The organism is Paucibacter hankyongi (assembly GCF_037482915.1).
GTDB classification, from domain to species: Bacteria; Pseudomonadota; Gammaproteobacteria; order Burkholderiales; family Burkholderiaceae_C; genus Paucibacter_A; species Paucibacter_A hankyongi.
Map to the genome: position 1 here is coordinate 1 of NZ_JBBHJX010000022.1, position 16712 is coordinate 16712.

Annotated in this window: 16 protein-coding genes; 8 read left to right on the forward strand and 8 right to left on the reverse strand. The window is 60.8% G+C overall.

Going from position 1 to position 16712, the window contains the following annotated elements; all coding sequences use genetic code 11:
* Positions 1-288: 288 nt before the first annotated feature.
* The 6 genes from WG899_RS20575 to WG899_RS20600 all read right to left on the reverse strand — a co-directional run bounded on the left by WG899_RS20575 (position 289) and on the right by WG899_RS20600 (position 6426).
* Positions 289-1584, reverse strand: coding sequence for a hypothetical protein (locus tag WG899_RS20575; RefSeq protein ID WP_339597533.1), 1296 nt, complete (start codon positions 1582-1584; stop codon positions 289-291).
* 82 nt (positions 1585-1666) lie between these two features.
* Positions 1667-2032, reverse strand: coding sequence for a DMT family transporter (locus tag WG899_RS20580; protein WP_339597534.1), 366 nt, complete (start codon positions 2030-2032; stop codon positions 1667-1669).
* Positions 2033-2041: 9 nt separating this feature from the next.
* A complete protein-coding gene (locus WG899_RS20585) occupies positions 2042-3487 on the reverse strand; it encodes a UbiA family prenyltransferase (protein WP_339597535.1) in 1446 nt (481 codons plus the stop codon).
* Positions 3488-3561: 74 nt separating this feature from the next.
* Positions 3562-4989 carry an NAD(P)(+) transhydrogenase (Re/Si-specific) subunit beta gene (locus WG899_RS20590; protein WP_339597536.1) on the reverse strand — a complete coding sequence of 476 codons (1428 nt, stop codon included), beginning with the start codon at positions 4987-4989 and terminating at the stop codon, positions 3562-3564.
* Positions 4986-5303 carry an NAD(P) transhydrogenase subunit alpha part 2 gene (locus WG899_RS20595; protein WP_339597537.1) on the reverse strand — a complete coding sequence of 106 codons (318 nt, stop codon included), beginning with the start codon at positions 5301-5303 and terminating at the stop codon, positions 4986-4988. Before WG899_RS20595 ends, WG899_RS20590 begins: the two co-directional genes overlap by 4 nt.
* 4 nt (positions 5304-5307) lie before the next feature.
* A complete protein-coding gene (locus WG899_RS20600; protein WP_339597538.1) occupies positions 5308-6426 on the reverse strand; it encodes a Re/Si-specific NAD(P)(+) transhydrogenase subunit alpha in 1119 nt (372 codons plus the stop codon).
* A gap of 156 nt (positions 6427-6582) precedes the next feature.
* Here WG899_RS20600 and WG899_RS20605 point away from each other — a divergent pair, with 156 nt between their 5' ends.
* Positions 6583-7086, forward strand: a complete 504-nt coding sequence (locus WG899_RS20605) for an NUDIX hydrolase (protein ID WP_339597539.1) — start codon at positions 6583-6585, stop codon at positions 7084-7086.
* A gap of 12 nt (positions 7087-7098) precedes the next feature.
* Here WG899_RS20605 and WG899_RS20610 read toward each other — a convergent pair whose 3' ends face one another.
* Positions 7099-8001 (reverse strand): VirK/YbjX family protein, encoded by a 903-nt coding sequence (locus WG899_RS20610; RefSeq protein WP_339597540.1) that lies wholly within the window; start codon positions 7999-8001, stop codon positions 7099-7101.
* A 112-nt stretch (positions 8002-8113) separates the two neighbouring features.
* Here WG899_RS20610 and mnmA point away from each other — a divergent pair, with 112 nt between their 5' ends.
* The 3 genes from mnmA (at position 8114) to WG899_RS20625 (ending at position 11241) form a co-directional block, all read left to right on the forward strand.
* Entirely contained in the window at positions 8114-9256 is a 1143-nt protein-coding gene (gene mnmA / locus WG899_RS20615; protein WP_339597541.1) for a tRNA 2-thiouridine(34) synthase MnmA, read from the forward strand.
* Between the two features lie 66 nt (positions 9257-9322).
* Positions 9323-10579 (forward strand): sensor histidine kinase, encoded by a 1257-nt coding sequence (locus WG899_RS20620; protein WP_339597542.1) that lies wholly within the window; start codon positions 9323-9325, stop codon positions 10577-10579.
* Positions 10576-11241 (forward strand): response regulator, encoded by a 666-nt coding sequence (locus WG899_RS20625; RefSeq protein WP_339597543.1) that lies wholly within the window; start codon positions 10576-10578, stop codon positions 11239-11241. The genes WG899_RS20620 and WG899_RS20625 overlap by 4 nt, the downstream gene beginning before the upstream one ends.
* Before the next feature lie 19 nt (positions 11242-11260).
* On the opposite strand, the gene WG899_RS20630 is transcribed toward WG899_RS20625, so the two are convergent.
* On the reverse strand, positions 11261-11824 hold the full coding sequence (locus WG899_RS20630; RefSeq protein ID WP_339597544.1) for a CAP domain-containing protein: 564 nt from the start codon (positions 11822-11824) through the stop codon (positions 11261-11263).
* Between the two features lie 120 nt (positions 11825-11944).
* Between WG899_RS20630 and WG899_RS20635 the strand changes: the two genes are divergently transcribed.
* From WG899_RS20635 to WG899_RS20650, 4 genes are all read left to right on the forward strand, one after another.
* On the forward strand, positions 11945-13210 hold the full coding sequence (locus WG899_RS20635; RefSeq protein WP_339597545.1) for an efflux RND transporter periplasmic adaptor subunit: 1266 nt from the start codon (positions 11945-11947) through the stop codon (positions 13208-13210).
* A gap of 8 nt (positions 13211-13218) precedes the next feature.
* On the forward strand, positions 13219-13920 hold the full coding sequence (locus tag WG899_RS20640) for an ABC transporter ATP-binding protein (RefSeq protein ID WP_339597546.1): 702 nt from the start codon (positions 13219-13221) through the stop codon (positions 13918-13920).
* A 22-nt stretch (positions 13921-13942) separates the two neighbouring features.
* Positions 13943-15100, forward strand: a complete 1158-nt coding sequence (locus WG899_RS20645; protein ID WP_339597547.1) for an ABC transporter permease — start codon at positions 13943-13945, stop codon at positions 15098-15100.
* 147 nt (positions 15101-15247) lie between these two features.
* On the forward strand, positions 15248-16417 hold the full coding sequence (locus tag WG899_RS20650) for an ABC transporter permease (RefSeq protein WP_339597548.1): 1170 nt from the start codon (positions 15248-15250) through the stop codon (positions 16415-16417).
* Positions 16418-16712 lie beyond the last annotated feature (295 nt).

Here is a 16712-nt window from a genome sequence, read left to right on the forward strand (position 1 = left end):
GCTGAGCCGGGAACTTCTTGAACGCCGAGTCCATCAACTCGACCAGCGACGGGTACAGCTCCGCATGGATCTCGGCGGGCACGCCTTCGGGATAGTTTTTCAGCCAGGTCTTTTGCAGCATGGGTCTTCTTCTGTCTCCGTTCGAATGAGTTGGATTCTCTCCGATGGGAGGGGGTGGGGCATAGGAGGAAGCGCTAGCGCGGACTAGGGGTACCCCCCAAAAAGCCGCGGCCGCCCCCGCGCACCACCCGCAGACAGAACAAACGGCTTAGACATACGGTCACGCAGTCATATTGCAACAGACGAATTCAATGCTTCATGCATGCCAAGCCAAGTATTAAAACTCAATGAGAAACCGGCGAGAACAAGTATCAAAAGAATCAAGATAGAAGTTTTCGATCTAGATCCACTCACAGGGAGGATCATGGCGAATGTCAAAAATGCCAACCAATGCTGCGAGTATAAAAACACCTCCAAGCCAAAAAAAGTATGCAACGTTATATTGAAAATAAAAATAGCGGCGATTGCTCGCGTCAACACAGCCCCTCGATCTTTCCGCCAGACAAGTTCGCCTAGGCCAGCAATAAAAATCCAACCGAATGCGACAAAAGTTTTCGATTCCAAAAGTCGCACAAAACTAAATTGAAATTGATGGCGATTTTCAGTTTTTGCTACGGTGTTTTCTACTTGCGTAACGCCAATCGTAAAAACACTAGCGACAAAAACTGCCGGGACCTCGACAAAACGCCTAGCCACCGAAGGTGTCAGGTATTTCTCCACCCATACTTTAACCTCAACACCCGACTTTGAATTAGCGGCTTGTACCGGCCTATAGACCATGCGATCAGTTGCACCCATTGCAGCAATCACGCAGCCCAAAACGATCCCGGCAACAATTACTTCCGCGATGACCATGCGTATATTTTCACGCTTTACTCGTATAGCAAACCATACTGCAAGGCACAAAAACCCATTGGTTACCGTTACCCCAGACATAAGGCAGGCCAAAAATAGCCATCGAGCTCGCACCCTAGCATTGGTCAATGTTTCCGGTCTTCGCGCAGCCGTGACCACAAAAAGAAGTAGCGCGGCCAAAAGTGCACCACTCACGCCATAGGACTCGGGTATTACGGAAAAAACAGTTTGGCTGAAGGAGAACTGTAGAAGCAAGAACCCCGCCACACCAGCCAGCCTTGAAAACCCTGATTTTCTAGCGGCCAACCACCATAAAATCCCCGCCACCGACGTAAAAAATGGGCTCACAAGGAGCGGCGCCCCCCCCCTTACTGCGCCCACCTCAAGAATACCTGCATGAGCAGCCAAATAATCAAAAACCCTGACCGGAATATTAATCAATAGCGCAAACGCAGGGTGAATGGATCGCCCAAAACCCCACCCTCCTGAAATCGCAGAAACATATTGATTAGGATCCGAATCGAAGAAGACATTGTATTGATCAAATACGCCGAGTTGCCTCAAATTCGATGCCACATAAACTCTAAAACCAAGCAACAACACGGAAATTATCAATATCAGCAAAAATTCTAGCTTTTTTAATCGTAGCTCTTCAAAATTTTCACTCATAGCACTTTCAACTCCAAGGCAAGCAAGCTACTTAATTGCTAATTTCAAGCCATTCCGTGAGCGCCAATCAACCCACCAGCTCTCAGCTCTGCGAAATCACCCAAACCCCGATACAAATTAACGCAACGCCAAATACCCGAACTACTGTGATTTCTTCTCCGGCGATAGCCCCGACCGCCATAGTTAAGGCAAAACCAAACCCTACCATTGGGTAAGCCTTGCTGACCTCCCAACGCGACAACACCGACAGCCAAACGACCGCGCCCAAGCCATAGAGAACAAAACCGGCCACCACAAATGGTTGGGTAAACAACACCCAGGCAGCGGGCCAAGCAAAAGGTTGAGTTAGCGCGGACTTCACGGCGACAGTGGACATACCTGCTTTCAAGCAAAATTGTGCCGCCACAGAAATACAGATACTAAGCAAAGCCATAAAAAATGGATTCATACAATCGCCCTAGGCAATAAAACGAGCCATGATCGTGACAGCAATCATGGCAAGAGCCGCAAACCGACTACCAAAATCTCGCGAAGCGTAAACAATCGGGTCATCATGCATTTCCCCACGTGCTGTTTTAACCCATAGCCTTGAAATCCAATAAAGCAAACCAATACCTACCAACCACAAGGCCTGCGGACTGCTGTAATTTGAAACAGCACCGGGCGTTGCAATATAAATCCCGAAAATCACCACCGAACACAAACTGGCCCCTACCCCTAGAGGCCAAAGAATCACCAAATCTTCAACTTGATAGTCTCGGCCGTGAGCACCCACCTTATTTACGCTCTGCAAGGAAACAAGCTCCGCGCACCGTTTAACCAAAGCCAAGCTGAAGAAAATGAAGACACTGAAAGCCAACAACCAAGGCGTAACCATAATTGCCGTGGCGACAGCACCCGCCAACACCCGAAATGTATACAAAATTGCTAGCATCATGACGTCTATCAATATATATTGCTTTAACGCCCAACTGTAAGCTGTAGTAAGAATGACATATCCCATCAACATGCACAAGAACGCAATCGATACCTTGACCGCCAGAATTGCCCCCATTATTAGCAGCGCCACAGCGACTAGCGCGCCGCGAATCAGGGGAATCGCGGCGCTAGCGAATGGCCGTTTTTTCTTGCGGGCGTGAACACGGTCACTGTCGAGGTCCCACAAGTCATTGAACATATAGGTCGCAGAAGCGGCCAGTGAAAATGCGATAAAGGCCAGAACGGCATTTCCGAACTGCGGGCCGTTCACAAACGCAAATGCTGTAAACAAAGGAACGAATATCAGGATGTTTTTCACCCATTGGTGAACTCGCATCGCCTTGATCCAAACCCGCCAAGAGGCGCTCGGATAACTGAATTCCTTCTCGATAGTGACCAACTGGCGCGCGGCTTGAGCAAGCCCCCTGGAAGCGCCGACCAAAATAGCCGCCGAGGCCACTCGCCAGATTGGCAAATCGGCTTGGCTGTCACCCGCATAAACGAATTGGCCGCCAAGATACTGCTGAATGGCGGCTAATTTTAGCTCGCCCTTTAAATTGTGATTTGAATTGCTGGCGAGCACCGCATCAAAAATACCAAGTTGATGCGCAACCGGCTCCGCGATACTTTCATGTGCGGCGGTAGCCAGCACGATGGTTCGGCCGGCTTCGTGCTGCTGCCGAAGCCAATCTAAAAAATCTTCCCGCCATGGGAGATTGGCGGGAGAGAAATCTGCGAGTTCGGCGACCTTTTGTTTAAATTTTGCTCGCCCTCCGCCCTGCAGCAGCCAAAGAAGTAGCCTAAACACATTGAATGGATTCTTCTTTAACAGACAAAAAATCGATTCAACCAAAGTATCAGTCGAAGTTAATGTGCCATCCAAATCAACGACCAATGGCAAGGCGCGAATACTCTCAGATTTCATTCAAATCTCGTCCATTTTTTATAACCAAGCAGCCTTGGTTAACGACTTTTAGCTTGTGATGTTATTGACGAATATCACTCCACCGCCTTCACCAAATCCTCCACCACCTTCTTCGCATCTCCAAACACCATCATGGTCTTGTCCATATAGAACAGTTCGTTGTCCAGACCGGCATAGCCGGCCGCCATCGAGCGTTTGTTGACGATGATGGTCTTGGCCTTGTAGGCCTCGAGGATGGGCATGCCATAGATCGGGCTGCCCTTCACGTGGGCAGCCGGGTTCACCACGTCGTTGGCGCCCAGGATGATGGCCACGTCGGCCTGCGCGAACTCGGCGTTGATGTCTTCCATCTCAAACACCTGGTCATAGGGCACCTCGGCCTCGGCCAGCAAGACGTTCATGTGGCCGGGCATGCGACCCGCCACCGGGTGGATGGCGTATTTGACGGTCACGCCCTTCTCGGTCAGCTTGTGGGCCAGCTCTTTCACCGCGTGCTGGGCGCGCGCCACGGCGAGGCCGTAGCCGGGCACGATGATGACGGTTTCGGCATTGCCCATGATGAAGGCGGCATCATCGGCGCTGCCACTCTTGACGCTGCGCTGCACCGCGCCGCCGGCCGCAACGGCCGAGGCATCGCCACCGAAGCCGCCCAAGATGACGTTGAAGAACGAGCGGTTCATCGCCTTGCACATGATGTAGCTGAGGATCGCGCCCGAGCTGCCCACCAGCGAACCGGCAATGATCAACATGCTGTTGTTCAGCGAGAAGCCAATGCCGGCCGCCGCCCAACCCGAATAGCTGTTCAGCATCGACACCACCACCGGCATGTCGGCCCCGCCGATCGGGATGATCAAGAGCACACCCAGAGCGAAGCCAAGAGCCAAGATCAGATTAAAGGTCGACCAGCTTTGCGAGGCCCAGAAGCCATAGCAGCTGACGATGGCCAGCAGGCCCAGGGCCAGATTGAGCTTGTGTTGCCCGGCAAAAGACACCGGCGCGCCCTGGAAGAGACGGAACTTGTACTTGCCCGAGAGCTTGCCAAAGGCGATGACCGAGCCGCTGAAGGTGACGGCGCCAATGAAGGCCCCAAGCGCCAGCTCAATTCGGTTGCCGCCAGGGATGTCAGTGCTTGCCGCTGAAGTAATGCCAAAGGCCGCCGGCTCCAGCACCGCCGTCGCCGCGATGAAGACCGCCGCCAAGCCGATCATGCTGTGCATAAAGGCCACCAGCTCGGGCATCTTGGTCATCTCGACCTTGTTGGCCATATAGGCGCCGAGGCCGCCACCAATCACCAGACCGGCCAACACATAGCTCAAGCCGAAGGGGCTGCCATTGGCCAGCTTGACGATCAGCGCCGCCGTGGTCAGGGCGGCAATCGTCATGCCGGCCATACCGAACAGATTGCCGCGAATCGAGGTGGTCGGGTGTGAGAGGCCCTTCAAGGCCTGGATGAAAAAGACGCTAGCGACCAAGTACAACAGGGTGACAAGATTCATGCTCATGGCTTGGCCTCCTCGGACTTCTTCTTATCTTTTTTCTTGAACATCTCCAGCATGCGGCGCGTCACCAAGAAGCCGCCGAAGACATTGACCGCCGCCAGCGCCACCGCCAGCGTGCCCATGAACTTGCCCAGGTCGGTGACGGTCAAGGCGGCCGCCAGCATGGCGCCGACGATGACGATGGCAGAGATTGCGTTGGTCACGGCCATCAAGGGCGTGTGCAGTGCCGGCGTGACCGTCCAGACCACGTGGTAGCCCACATAGATGGCCAGCACGAAAATGATCAGATTGGTGATGGTGGGGTTGACGAGTTCCATGGCTTCAGCCCTTTCGTGTCACTTCGCCGGCCTGCGTCACCAGGCAGGCTGCAACGATGTCGTCATCCATCGGGACCTGGAAGGCCCCTTCCTTGCTGATGACCAGTTTCAAAAAGTCGAGGATGTTGCGGGCGTACAGCGCTGAGGCATCGGCTGCCACCAGGGCCGGTAAGTTGGTCTCGCCGACCAGGGTCACACCATGCTTGACCACCGTCTTGCCGGCCTCGGTCAGCGGGCAGTTGCCGCCGTTCGGCGCCGCCAAGTCGACGATCACCGAGCCGGGCTTCATGCTCTTGACCATTTCTTCGCTGACCAGCACCGGCGCGGCGCGGCCGGGAATCAGCGCGGTGGTGATCACCACATCGGCCTGCGCCACACGCTTGGCGACTTCGGCCTTTTGCCGGTCCAGCCAGCTCTGCGGCATCGGCCGGGCATAACCGCCGACACCGACGGCAGCCTCTTTTTCCTCATCGGTCTCATAGGCCACGTCGATGAACTTGGCGCCCAAGGACTCGACCTGCTCCTTGACGGCGGGCCGCACATCGGAGGCCTCGATCACCGCGCCAAGCCGCTTCGCGGTGGCGATGGCCTGCAGCCCCGCCACGCCCACGCCCAAGATGACCACGCGCGCCGCCTTGACCGTGCCGGCCGCCGTCATCAGCATCGGGAAGAAGCGCTGGTATTTGTCGGCGGCGATCATCACCGCCTTGTAGCCGGCAATATTGGCCTGGCTGGACAAGACATCCATGCTTTGCGCCCGCGAGCTGCGCGGAGCCGCCTCCAGCGCAAAGGCCGTCAAGCCGGCCGTGGCCATGGCCTGCAGACCCTCGCGATCAAAGGGGTTGAGCATGCCCACCAGGGCCGTGCCGGGCTTGAGCAGGCTCAACTCCTCGGCGCTCGGGCTCTTCACCTTCAGCAGCAATTCCGCGGCAAAGGCCTGGGCCCGGTCCACGATCTCGGCGCCGGCCGCCGCATAGGCCTCATCGGTGACGCTGGCCGCCAAGCCGGCGCCGCTCTCGACGCGCAAGACATGACCCTGGGCCTTCAGTTTTTTGACCGTCTCGGGCGTGGCAGCCACGCGCGTTTCCCCGGCCGCACTCTCGCGCGGAACTCCTATCAGCATGGACGAACCCCTCCTGCGCGCAGCGGCGCCGAATTGTCTGGCAACGAAGAAATGCTCAAGCTCGATCGCAAGGTCCCGATCGAACAGGCGCGCCGAGCTTACACAATAGAACCTCTTGATGACACCCGGACATGCCTGGGGAAGAAGGAGTCGCAGATGGCCAACACCACAGAACGCTGGAAGCCCGCCGTCACGGTCGCCGCGGTGATAGAAGAGCGCGGGCGCTTTCTCCTGGTCGAGGAAGAAACCCCGGAAGGCCTGCAATTGAACAATCCAGCCGGCCATCTGGACGCTGGCGAGTCGCCGCTAGAGGCGGTGGTGCGCGAAGCCTTGGAAGAAACGGCGCGCACTTTTGTGCCCGAAACGCTGCTGGGAATCTATATGGCGCGCTTTGTGCGGCCGACGCGATTAGAGGATGTCACCTACCTTCGCCTGGCCTTCAGCGGCACGGTGGGCGAGGAAATTGCCGGGCGCAGCCTGGATCAAGGCATCGTCCGCACCGTCTGGATGACGATCGATGAGATTCGCGCCAGCAGCGCGCGGCACCGCAGCCCCTTGGTCTTGCGCTGCATAGAGGATCATCTGGCCGGCCAGCGCCTGCCCTTAAGCGCCCTGCACATCGACCCTTCGCTGTACGCGCCGCTGCTGAAGGCGGGCTGAGCCCGAGCCGCTTTAGGCCGTCGGCTGCAGCTGCGCCAGTCGCGCGGCCAGGCCGGCGTACATCTCGTCCAGCAGCGCAAACTTGCGCTTCACCTCGGCGCGCTTCTTTGAGGCCACCTCGGCCAGGTCCGGCGCGGGCACCTCGCTGCAGGGCAATTCGAAGTTATGGCAATGGCTGGGCTTGGCGCCCAACTCGGTCCACAAGGTGTCGTAGTCGGAGGTGATCTTGCGGCGGCGCCAGGGGTTCAAGGCAATGCGCTCGCGATTGCTGATCAGGATCAGTTTTTCGCAACCCATCAAGAGGCCAATTTGCCGCACCGCCTGCACCAGCACCATGCCGGGCCGGGCGCCGTAAAAATCACGCGTGGCCTTCTTGACCAAATCCCGCGCGCCCTCGGTATTGCCGCCCTGCAGGCGGCCGATAGCAACGCAGGGCTGCCCCTGTTTCTGCAGGAACAAAAATGACGCGTTGAACACCATCTCGCCGCCCAGCATCAGCCGCAGACACAGCTCCCCCTCGCGGTGGCCTTCATGAACGGCCGAGACTTCCAGCTGGAACTTCTCGCCCGACTTGCCTTCCATCTCGCACAGGAGCTGGTTTTCCAAGGTGGCCGCCGCCAACAACTCGGCCCAGCCCCGTTCGATCAAAAAGCTGTAATGCTCGATCAACAAATCCACCCGACTGGCGCAGCCGAGCTGGGTGGAGAAATAGGGCCGGTAAATCTTGGTCAGCAACTTGGGGTGCACCGCCAGGGCGCGGTCCAGCATCGGGTGCTGCTCGACAAAATCCAACCAGCGGCGGGTGGCGTCGGCGTGCAGCAGCGCGCCCGCGTAGATCTTGGCCTTATCCTTGAAACCGATGCGCTCACCCAGCGTTGCAATTCGCGTGGAGACTCGTGAGGGGCGCATGGACATGGGTGGCAAGGATTCGGTGGCTGGACGCAAAGCCTGCGTCGCGGAGGGCGGCTCGATTGTAGGAGCTAGTGCCGCGCTGCAAGCGCGCGCGCCATGCGGGACAATTCGCGCCATGAACCACAAGCAACGCATCGTCGTCGGGCTCTCCGGCGGCGTGGACTCCGCCGTCACCGCCTACCTCTTGAAAAAGCAGGGCCATGAGGTGGTCGGCATTTTCATGAAGAACTGGGAAGACGACGACAGCGATGACGAGAACGGCAAGTACTGCTCGTCCAATATCGACTTCGTCGATGCGGCCGCCGTGGCCGATGTGATCGGCATCGAGATCGAGTATGTCAACTTCGCCGCCAACTACAAGGACCGGGTCTTTGCCGCCTTCTTGAGCGAATACCAGGCCGGCCGCACCCCCAACCCCGACATCCTGTGCAATGCCGAGATCAAGTTCAAGGCCTTTCTCGACCATGCGATGCGACTCGGTGCCGACAAGATTGCCACCGGCCACTACGCGCGCGTCAGAGAGTTCGAAGGGCAAACGCAACTACTCAAGGGCGTGGACAACAGCAAGGACCAGAGCTACTTCTTGCACCGCCTGAACCAGGCACAACTCGCCAAGACCCTGTTCCCGGTGGGCGAATTGCACAAGACCGAGGTGCGCCGCATTGCCGAAGAAATCGGCCTGCCCAATGCCAAGAAAAAAGACTCCACCGGCATCTGCTTCATCGGCGAGCGGCCTTTCCGCGAGTTTTTGAATCGCTACCTAGCCCACAAGCCGGGTCCGATCAAGGATGAGCGTGGCCGCAAGCTGGGCGAGCATGTCGGCCTGTCCTTCTACACCCTGGGCCAGCGCCAGGGTCTGGGCATTGGCGGCGTCAAAGAAAAAGGCGCGGCGCGCGGCGGCGGCGACCACTCGCCCTGGTTTGTGGCGCGCAAGGACATGGAGAGCAACACGCTCTATGTGGTGCAAGGTCACGACCACCCGTGGCTGCTGAGCCAGAGCCTGATCGCCGATGACATCTCATGGACCGGCACGCAGCCCAAGTTCGGCGGCTTTGGCGCCAAGTCCCGCTATCGGCAGGCCGATGCTGCCTGCGCCTTCACGCCCGACACGCCGGCGCCCGCGCAGTTCCGGCTCGACTTCGCCCAGCCGCAATGGGCCGTCACGCCGGGCCAAAGCGCCGTGCTCTACGACGGCGAAGTGTGTCTGGGCGGCGGCGTGATTGCCCAGGCAATACCCGTAGATGCGGGGTCAACATGACCAAGGGCACGGGGCAGTCGAACGGGGCTGTGGCACGCTTGCCAACTTTTTGAAGCTGCCCCCGTCTTGAACGCCTTCGACCGCCTGCTCGACCGCATCGCCCAACCCGGCGTGGTGCTGCGCATTGCCGTGCTGGCGGTCTGCCTGCTGGAGTTGACGGCCACCGCCGCCAGCCTGCTGGGCTTTCGCAGCGATGCCTATGACGGCGCGGTTGCCGCGATCTATCTGCGCATGGGCGGCGCCAGCAATGATCCGGTATTGCTGATCAGCTGCTTCGCCCTGGTGCTCTTGTTCGCCTGGGCCTATTGGCGCCTGGCGGTGATCGGCAGCGCCGACCAGCCGCCCCGGCACGCCTTGGTCCATTTGATCCTGATCGATGTGCTGGCCATCTGCGTCACGCCGGGGCTGCCCTTTCTGGTCACGGCGCTGGCCGCCGTGGTGCTGCGCGCCCAGTCCGCGTTTTTGTTTGGGGTCGTGCAAATCGGCGTCAGCCTGCTGTTGAACTGGCTGCTGCCGCTGCCCGAATTGGTGGCCTCCAGCGGCCCCTTGGCTATTCCCGCCTGGCTCGATGGTTTGGGCCTGGTGATGGCCATGGTGGCCCTGCACGGCATGGCTTTTGGCCTCGGACGCATGGCCGCCGCCGAGGCCGAAAAACGCCGCTGGTTGCAGGTGATGCTGGCCGAGCGTGTCAGCGCCGAACATCTGCAGGCCGAGCAGTTGCGCTACAACGAGCGCACGCTGATGGCGCGCGAGCTGCACGATGTGGTGGGCCACCACCTGACCGCGCTGAATATGCAGCTGCAGCTGGGCAGCGCCTTGCTGCAACGCGGCAAGGGTGACGATGCCAGCCAGGCGGTGGGCAAGGCGCGCGAATGTGCGGCGCAACTGTTGGCCGATGTGCGCGCGGCGGTGTCGCAGCAGCGCAGCTCGCAACGCATCGACCTCAGCGCGGCGCTGCAGGCCTTGGCCGAAGGCATCGCGCTGACCCGCATCGAACTCGATATTGCCCCGGCCGCGCGCGACCTCAGCCCACGGGTGGCCCATGCACTGCTGCGCTGCGTGCAAGAAGCCGTCACCAACAGCGTGCGGCACGCCCAGGCCGACCGGGTCTGCATCACGCTGAGCGTGAACGACCATGAGGGCGGTGCGGCCAATGAGATACGCGTCAGCATCGACGATGATGGCAAGGGAGCGACCCGCCTGACCCCAGGCAATGGCTTGCAAGGCATGGCCGAACGAATGGCCGAGATGGGCGGCAGCATGCGAGTGCTGCACAGCCGACCCGGCTTCAAAATAGAACTGTGCTGCCCAAGGACTGTATGAAAAACACTGAAATCAAACTGCTGCTGGTGGAAGACCAGCAACTGGTGCGCGAGGCCTTGAAGGGCCTGCTGGCCCTCAGCGACGAGATCCGCATCGTCGGCGAGGCCTGCGACGGCGCCGAAGCCTTGGAGCAGATCACCGCCTTGGGCTTGGAGCAGATGCCGGACGTGATCCTGTCCGACATGCGCATGCCGCGACTCGACGGGTTGGGCCTGATCCGCGCCGTGGCCGCCCGTGGCTTGAGCATCCCAGTGGTGCTGCTGACCACTTTTGACGACTCGAACGCCTTTGACGATGCGGTGCGTTCCGGCGCGCGCGGCTTCCTGCTCAAGGCCATCAGCCCCGACACCCTGCTGCAGGCGCTGCGCGATGTGGCCGATGGCGGCACCGCTTTGCGGCCCTCCTTGACCACCCGCATGGAGCGCCCGGTGAAGGAAGGCGACCGCGCCTTCGTGGCCACCGAGCAGCCCGACCCGCTGTCACCGAAGGAGCTGCAAGTGCTGCGCCTGGTGGCCAGCGGCCGCAGCAATACCGAGATTGCAGCCTTGCTGGGCAATAGCGAAGGCGTGATCAAGAACCACTGCTCGGCCATCTTCTCGAAGATGGGCGTGCGCGACCGCACGCAAGCGGTGCTGCGCGCGATTGATCTGGGCTGGATCTGAGTGAGGATTGCCGGCGCGCTCAGCGCGGCGGCACCCACTGCTCTTCGGCCGCCCGCCCCAGGTTCAAAACCCAGTAGCGCTGGAAGCGCCCCGGCCCGATCACACAGGCCATGCCAACGTCGCTGTACTCGGCCTGCATGATGTTGTCGCAATGCTTGCTGCTGCTGACCCAGGTGCTCAGCACCTCATCCAGACTCTCCTGCCCCGCCGCCAGGTTTTCACCGGCGCGTTGGGCCAGGTAGCCGTTCAGGCGCAAACGCTCGCGCACGCCAGCACCGCTGGCACCCAGATGGCGGAGTTGATCGCCGCCCGACAAGTCGGCCGCGTGGCCGCGCGCCGAAGCGGCCAGTCGCGCATCCCAGCGCAAAGGGGCCCCCGCCGCCAGAACAGGGCCTCCGCAAGAACGCGCCTGGGCGCGAAAAGCGTTCAAGACCTGCAGCACCCGCTGCGGTGACAGCGGCACATCGCAGTCTTGCGCCACTTGGCTTGTCTGCAAGGCCTGCGGCGCCGCCGACTCCTGCGCGGCACATCCCGCCATCAGCAGCGACAACAACAAGCACGATGAAAAACTTCTGAACACCATCACAGACGCCAAAGAGACCGGCTGGCATCCTACCCGCAGCGTGAAAAAACCGGCGCACTGAAGGTACGCAAAAACTGTGCACAATCCGCCTAACCTCGAATTCAAGGCATCGCAGACATCATGGCTGACGCAACTCCGACCACGCTGGGCCAATTGAAGATCGACCGGCAAACGCCGGCACTGAAACGCAAACGCAAGACCTGGCCCCTGGTGTTGGGCGGCGCCCTGGTTTTGGCCGTGGGCGCCATCGTCTTGATGCCCGCCAAACCCGAGGTCCAGGCCAGCACCGTGCTGCAAACCTACCCCTCGCAGCAGTATCTGCAGTTGACGGCCTCCGGCTATGTGGTGGCACAGCGCCGTGCAGCGGTGGCCTCCAAGGGCAGCGGCCGCTTGGTTGAATTGCATGTGCGCGAGGGCAGCTTGCTGAAAAAGGGCGATCTGATCGCCCGACTGGACGCCAGCGATGTGCAGGCCGCCATCGGCACCGCCCTCGCCGGCGTGCGGCAAGCCGAAGCCGGCCTGCGCCAGGCCGAGGCGCAAGCCCGCCAAGCCAGTGTCGAATTCGCCAATGCCGAGGCCGAGATGCAGCGCAGCAAGAGCCTGCAGGCGCAGGGCTTTGTCTCGACCCAGGCGCTCGACGCCAACCAGCGCCGGCTCGACAGCGCCCGCGCCGCGCAGGCGGCCGCGCAGGCCAGCATCGCCCAGGCCCAGGCCTCACAGGCGCAGGCCCAGGCGCTGCTGAATGTGCAAAACGTCAACCGCGACTACACCGAGATTCGCGCCCCCTTCGATGGCGTGGTGCTGAACAAGAACGCCAATGTCGGCGACATGATCACGCCGTTCTCGAACGCCTCCGGCTCGCAGGGCGCGGTTGTCACCATGGCCGATCTGAGCACGCTGGAGGTGGAGGCCGATGTGTCGGAGGGCAGTCTGGCCAAGGCCACCAAGGGCCAGCCGGTCGAGATCACGCTGGACGCGCTGCCCGAGATGCGTTTCACCGGCCAAGTTGCCGGCATCGTGCCGACGGTGGACCGCGCCAAGGCGACCGTCATGACCAAGGTGCGCTTTGACAAGCTGGACCCGCGCATCTTGCCGGAGATGAGCGCCAAGGTCAGCTTCCTCTCGCAGCCCGCCAGCGCCGCGGAGCAGCAGCCGGTCTTGGCCGTCAACCCCAAAGCCTTGCTCGAGAAAGACGGCCAGCAATGGCTCTTCCGCATCAAGCGCGAGGGTGAGAAGGAACTGCTGGAGGCGGTCACCGTCAAACCCGGCCGCAAGCTCGGCGATGTGCTCGAGGTGTCAGGGGCCATCAAGTCGGGTGAGCGCATCGTGCTGTCTCCTTCGGCCAAGCTGAAGGCCGGCCAGCAAGTCAGTCTGACGAGCAAGTAAGCCTGCCCATGAGCGACGCCCTGATCAAGATCCGCGATCTGTCCAAGGCCTACCAGCGCGGTGGCCAGGACATCCCGGTGCTGCTGGACATCCAGCTCGATGTGCCAGCCGGCGACTTCGTGGCGCTGATGGGCCCGAGCGGCTCTGGCAAGAGCACCTTGCTCAATCTGATTGCCGGCATCGACCAGCCGAGCAGCGGCCGCATCGAGATTGGCGGCGTCGACATTGCCACGCTGAGCGAAAGCCAGCTCGCCGACTGGCGCGCCCGCAATGTCGGTTTTATCTTTCAGTTCTATAACCTGCTGCCGGTGTTGACGGCGCTGGAGAACGTTGAACTACCGCTGTTGTTGACCGGGCTGTCGGCACGGCAACGCCGCGCACATGCCGAGGCCGCGTTGGAGATGGTGAAACTGAGCGACCGCATGGACCATTACCCGAATGAACTGTCGGGTGGCCAGCAGCAGCGTGTGGCCATCGCCCGCGCGCTGGTCAGCGACCCGACGCTGATCGTGGCCGACGAGCCCACTGGTGACCTCGATCGCACCACCGGCGGCGAAGTGCTGGACCTGCTCGATGAGCTGAACCGCAATCTGGGCAAGACCATCGTCATGGTCACGCACGACCCCAAGGCCGCCGCCCGCGCCCGCCGCATGGTGCACCTGGAAAAAGGCGTGCTGGTCAGCGAAGAAGAGCTGGCCCGCCAAGGCTGAGCGGCCCCCAAGCAAGGCACCGATGTTCATCCTCAAGCTGCTGCTGAAAAACGCCTTCCGCCACAAGCTGCGCACGCTGCTGACGATGGTGGGGCTGGTGGTGGCCATCTGCGCCTTTGGTCTGCTGCGCACCATCATCGACGCTTGGTACGCCGGCGTTGAAGGCAGCAGCAGCACCCGACTGGTGACGCGCAGCGCGATCTCGCTGACCTTCCCGCTGCCGATGAACTATGGCCAGCGGCTTAAGGGCGTGGAAGGCGTCACAGGCATCAGCTGGTCGAACTGGTTCGGCGGCATCTACATCACCGAACGCAATTTCTTCCCGCAGTTTGCCGTCGACCCGGTCAGTTATCTGGCGCTCTACCCCGAGTACCGCTTGAAGGACGAGGAGCGCCTGGCCTTTTTGCGAGACCGCCAGGGCGCCATCGTCGGCCGCAAGCTGGCGAATAAGTTTGGCTGGAAGGTGGGCGACCAGATCCCCATCCGCGGCACCATCTACCCCGGCACCTGGACCTTCACGCTGCGCGGCATTTGGGACGGCGCCGAGGCCAAGACCGATGAAAGCCAGCTGCTGTTCCACTGGAGCTTTTTGAACGAATCGATCCGCAAGCGCGCGCCCGGCCGCGCCGATTTTGTCGGCGTCTATATCCTCGGCATCAATGAGCCGCAGAACGCCGCGCTGATCTCACAGCGCGTCGATGATGGCTTCAAGAACTCGCTGGCCGAAACGTTGACGGAAACCGAGTCGGCCTTCCAACTCAGCTTTGTCTCGATGAGCGAGGCCATCCTGCTGGCGATCGAGGCGGTCAGCTACATCATCGTCGTCATCATCATGGCGGTAATGGCCAACACGATGACGATGACGGCACGCGAACGCCTGGCCGAATATGCAACGCTGAAGGCGCTCGGCTTTGCGCCGGGCTTTGTCGTCAAGCTGCTGTTCGGCGAAAGCCTGTTGATCGCCCTACTGGGTGGCTTGGTCGGCCTGCTGTTGACACTGCCAATTGCGGCCGGTTTCGCCAAGGCGGTGGGCACGCTGTTCCCGACCTTCCATGTGTCCGGCTTGACGATGGCGCTGCAACTGCTGGCGGCACTGATTGTTGGCACGGTGGCCGCCGCCTGGCCTGCCTGGAAGATGAGCCGCATCGATATCGTGCAGGGGCTTCGTCATGTGGCTTGAATTTCAGGGGCAGAGCGCCGGGCCGCTCCCAAGCCTGCCCCATCCCCTCGGGGGATCGCACGGTGTAAGCACCGGGCGAGGGGCCATCGTCTCGCCGGCCTGGAAGATGAGCCGCATCGATATCGTGCAGGGACTGAGGCACGTGGCATGAAACAGATCCCGCTGTCCTACATCGCCCGCAACCTCTGGGTGCGCCGCGTCACCACCCTGCTGACGGCCGGCGGCATGGCCTTGGTGGTCTATGTGTTTGCCACCGTCTTGATGATGAGCGAGGGCATCCGCGCGACCTTGGTGGCGACCGGCCAGCCGGACAATGTGATCGCGCTGCGCAAGGGGGCCGGGGCCGAAATCAATAGCGGCATCGATCGCGGCCAGGCCGCCATTTTGGAAAGCCTGCCCGGCATCGCCACCGATGCCAGCGGCCAGCCGCTGATCACCAAGGAGCCGGTGGTGTTGAACAACCTGCCCAAGCGTGGCAGCGGCAAACCCAGCAATGTGACGGTGCGCGGCAGCAGCGAGCGCGGCCTGCAACTGCGCCCCCAGGTTCAGTTGGTCGAGGGCCGCATGTTCCGCCCCGGCACCTCGGAGATCATCACCGGCCGCGCGATTGCTCGCGGTTTTGTCGGCGCCGGTTTGGGCGAAACGCTGCGCTTTGCCGGCCGCGACTGGACGGTGGTCGGCGTCTTCGATGCCGGCCGCACCGGCTTTGATTCCGAGATCTGGGGAGACAGCGAACAGATGCTGCAAGCCTTTCGCCGCAATGCCTTCTCCAGCATCGTCTTTCGCCTGGCCGACGCCAGCCAGCTGGAGGCCATCAAGGCCCGACTCGAAGACGACCCGCGCATCACCGTCGAGTTGAAACGCGAGACGGTTTTCTATGCCGAACAAAGCGAGGCGTTGGCCAAGTTCATCAGCATCCTTGGCACCTCGTTGTCGGTGATCTTCTCGGTCGGGGCCATCGTCGGCGCGATGATCACCATGTTCGCCGCCGTGGCCTCGCGCATCGGCGAGATCGGTACCCTGCGCGCGCTCGGCTTTCAGCGCGGCGCGGTGCTTCTGGCCTTCATGACCGAGTCGCTCTTGCTGTCCCTGGTCGGCGGCGTGATCGGCCTGGCCTTTGCGTCCCTGATGCAAACCGTCAACATCAGCACGACCAATTTCCAGACCTTCTCGGAGCTCGCCTTCCAGTTCAAACTAACCCCGGCCATCGTCTGGCAGACGCTGTTGTTCTCCCTGTTCATGGGCTTTGTCGGCGGTTTCATTCCGGCCTGGAGGGCCGCGAGGTTGAAGATTGTGGATTGCTTGAGGGCGGCGTGAACGTGGCTTGAGCCCCGCCGATTGCATCAATTTGACGCGGCGGGCAAGCAGGGTAAGTCCCTGCCGGTTTTAGGCCTCACCCCCCTCGAGTAAGGGGTCAGCAAATGGGGTCATCCGGATATCGTGAACCCTTGCACAGTTTGGCGGTCCACCACCTTAGGAGGAGGCTGCGACTCTAAACAAAGCAAGAGCCAGCGGAGTTCCGCCGCGACGCTCGACAAGCTCGGGTCTTGGTCGCCCATCGCGGCCTAGGTTCATCGGAACGCCCTCTCCAAACCCCAAGGAGTTTCCGGTC